The 3,785-nt window shown below is 40.9% G+C and carries 3 protein-coding genes; all 3 read right to left on the reverse strand.

Features of this window, described 5'->3' with window-relative positions:
• Positions 1-743, reverse strand: a 743-nt coding sequence (locus Q0X72_RS13260) for a M48 family metallopeptidase (RefSeq protein WP_297766370.1), incomplete at its 3' end; no start/stop codon positions are given.
• A gap of 33 nt (positions 744-776) precedes the next feature.
• Positions 777-3,176 carry a glycoside hydrolase family 31 protein gene (locus Q0X72_RS13265; protein ID WP_297766372.1) on the reverse strand — a complete coding sequence of 800 codons (2,400 nt, stop codon included), beginning with the start codon at positions 3,174-3,176 and terminating at the stop codon, positions 777-779.
• 101 nt (positions 3,177-3,277) lie between these two features.
• The coding region (locus Q0X72_RS13270) for an alpha amylase C-terminal domain-containing protein (RefSeq protein WP_297766375.1) at positions 3,278-3,785 on the reverse strand (508 nt) is incomplete at its 5' end.

Below are 3,785 nucleotides of genomic sequence, written 5' to 3' on the forward strand. Positions count from 1 at the left end.
GAAATACGCGTATCATTAGATGGGTGCGTACTCAAGAATTCCGGGGGTGCCTGACCTCCTGAGTTGGCCTTCATACGCTTCCATAACTCGGCAGCTTCATCCGGATTATAACCCGCTATGGCCATGATCTGAAGCCCTATGCGGTCTGCCTCTGTTTCATGACTTCTACTAAAAGGGAGCATAACTCCTATAGTAGATCCAATACCATAGGCCTGATTAAAAATATTTCTTTTTTCAGGATCGTTAATTGCAACGTTGCCTACAACGGCCCCTAATTGTTGAGCCATACCTGCGCTCATTCGCTGTGCTCCGTGATCTGCAAGGGCATGGGCTACTTCATGTCCCATCACTACTGCGATCCCGGTCTCATTCTGGCAAATAGGAAGAATACCCGTATAAAACACAATCTTACCGCCGGGCATGCACCAGGCATTGACGGTTTCGTCTTGTACTAAATTGTATTCCCACTGATAGTCCTTCAAATATCCAGGATACCCATTAGCTGTGAGCCATCGTTCTGCTGCTGTTGCAATTCGCTGCCCAACCGATGTGATCATTTTTACTTCACTAGAACCTTCTACAACCTTATTTGTCTTCAAGAATTCATCATATTGCGCAAAGGCAGTTGGAAAAATGGAATTATTTGGATAGAAATTGAGTGTACTTTTCCCCGTAAACGGATTGGTCTTGCAACCCATAAATCCCAGAAGTACTACAAGGGTTAAAAATAAGTTCTTAGTCATGTATGTATACTTTTATCTCAAATTACAAAAAAATCACTTCCCTAAAATATGAAGGGTCGTAAAATCTTTGGTGACATGTATGGTGTTATTACCATTCATCTTAACATCTTTTAAGGCTATAATCTCATTGTCTAGTTCGATGGCTTTTATTTTAAATGGAAGTCCCATAAGGTTTAACTTAAAGGTCTCATAGGTAGTAATAAAATTTCCGTCCTTAAATTGCTGAACAATAAGCTCGTTCTCCTTACCTGTCAATTTAAAATTACGAAGACTGTATTCCCCTTTTGTATAATCATACCCATCCTGAGCGTCTTCATACACATTGGAATTCTCCGTACCAAGCTTGTAATACACATCGAGTTGTAGTTCTTTAAGGGTCAATTCTCCCACATACTGCTGAACTGGATATTTAGGGATGATGGCCCCTTCTTTAATAAAGATCGGGATCTTATCTATGTCTGCATCCACCCATTTTTCTGTACCCCCTTCTATGGTTTCATTTGTCCAATAGTCATACCATATTCCTCTTGGAACATACATTCGTCTTCCTTTGGCATTAGGTTCTTGAATTGGACAAACGAGGATCTGTTCTCCAAAAATAAATTCATCCGTCCGGAAATGGGTCTGATGATCTGCCTGGTCAAAGTAGACCAATGGCTGAATCATAGGAACGCTTTCCTTGTAATACTTGTAAAAAGCGGTGTATAAGTAAGGTAACAACTGATATCTGAGTTCTATAAACTTTCGCACAATCTTGGTGACCTCAGCATCAAAAGACCAGGGTTCCTGGTCTCCGTGATCCCCACTACTATGTACCCTGCAAAAAGGATGGAAAATACCTAACTGTATCCATCTTGCAAATAATTCTCCATTGGGTTGTTCGGCAAAACCACCAATATCTGTCCCTACAAAAGACATCCCGCTTAAGCACATTCGTTGTACCTGAACATTGGCGATCCATAGATGTTCCCAGGTGGCCACATTATCTCCGGTCCATGTAGATGAAAATCGTTGAGCACCCGAGTAGGACGCCCTTGTGATCACAAAAGGTCTTTTGGGATACACATATTTCTTCACACCCTCATAGGTAGCCCTTACCATTTGCATCCCATATATGTTATGCGCCTTTCTGTGGCTGCATGGATGGCCATCGTAATCATGACGGGTATCCAAAGGTGCCGTTTTTGTTGGAACCTCCATCACCGCCGGCTCATTCATGTCATTCCAGACAGCGTGCGCTCCTGTTTCCGACATTAGTTCTTTATATAGTCCAGCCCACCACTCTCTTACCTTCGGATTAGTAAAATCGGGGAAATTACATTGGCCCGGCCACACCTTTCCGTTCATTATAGGACCATCGCCTCTTTTGCAAAAATAATCGTTCTTAATTGCCTCCTGATATACCCAATAGTCGCGGTCTACTTTAATACCCGGATCTATCATCACAACTGTCTTAAAACCATCCTTATTCAGATCCTTTATCATTGCCTTGGGATCGGGAAATTTTGTTTTGTCCCAGGTAAAGCAACGAAATCCGTCCATATAATCTATGTCCAGATAGATAGCATCACAGGGAATTTTTAGTTTTCTGAATTTTTTAGCGATCTCCTTTACTCTGCTCTCAGGAAAATAGCTCCATTTAGATTGATGGTATCCGAGCGCCCACAAGGGTGGGAGTTCTGGGGTGCCGGTTAGGTCTGTATATGATCTTACTACCCTGGACATATCCGGACCATAGAAAAAATAATAGTTCATTTCTCCTCCTTCGGCCCAAAAACTTGTCACATTACGCCGCTCATGCGCAAAATCGAAATGAGTTTTAAAGGTATTATCAAAAAACAGACCGTAGGCTTTGTCATTATGCAACCCAATGTAATAAGGAACCGCTTTGTATAAAGGATCCTGATCCTTCCCGTAGGCGTATTGGTCCGTGACCCAATTTTGAACTCGTTTCCCTTTTAAGTTGGAGTGAGTAGCCTTGTCACCCATTCCATAAAAACTCTCACCGGCCTGGGTTATTTTACTCATTTTCACAGAGTTTCCACCAAAAGTGTAGTTCTCTTCGTAATGAAAACCTAATTCATCTTCATTAATGATATTTCCTTCGAGGTCGGATATTTGGATGCGAAGCGATTTCTTATCTACCAAAACCGTTATCTTGGATGTAGTGATCAGGTACTCCGTTTTAGTTTCAGTTGCCTCCAGATGATTATATCCCCTTGGTGCAGTCGGACTTATGGCATATGAAAAATCGGGTTGAAAGACATAATCTGTGGCATAGCGAAAACGGATAGTACTGTTCCGTATGACCGTAATTTCGAGTACAACGCCATTATTGGTGGTAAAATAAAATTTATCTGAATCTTGTTTAAATTCAACTATATGGTCCGGGTATAAATTGCCCTTATATTCTAACTCAGTGTTGGTAATCATAGTGGGTTTTTTTGCAAAAGCACAAAAGAAAGACTTTACACGCTAAAAGTGAAATGATATTATTATGATTTATAAACTAAAACGATATAGTAGTCCAAAATTTATTGAAAAACAACCATCCCAAGCGGTGGGATCGTAATTTCAATAGACTGCTTATGCCCATGCCATGGTTTTTTGGCTGTTTTCCTTATGGTGTTCTTAGAACCGCTTCCTCCGTACTTTTTGGCGTCTGTATTAAAGACTTCTTTATACTGACCAGACTTGGGCACACCCATTCGGTACTTTTCTCTCGGTATAGGTGTAAAATTACACGCTATCACCAAATCGTTCTCTGTTTTATTCCCTTTTCGAATAAATGTAAGAACTGAATTCTCAAAGTCGCCATAATCTATCCATTGGAAACCTTCACCACTAAATTGTTTTTCAAAAAGTGCCGGTTGTTTCTTGTAAAATGTATTAAGATCTTTCACCAAGGATTGAATTCCTGAATGAAAGTCGTATTGTAGCAGATGCCAGTCCAGGCTCTGTTGAAAATTCCATTCGGACGACTGTACAAATTCCGCTCCCATAAACAATAAATTGGCTCCGGGATGGGCAAACATATATCCG

The organism is uncultured Muriicola sp. (assembly GCF_947258935.1).
Taxonomy (GTDB): domain Bacteria; phylum Bacteroidota; class Bacteroidia; order Flavobacteriales; family Flavobacteriaceae; genus Muriicola.

Excerpts from the sequence above, each read along its gene's own strand:
- Q0X72_RS13265 (WP_297766372.1), bottom strand. The coding sequence starts at position 3,176 with ATGATTACCAACACTGAGTTAGAATATAAGGGCAATTTATACCCGGAC.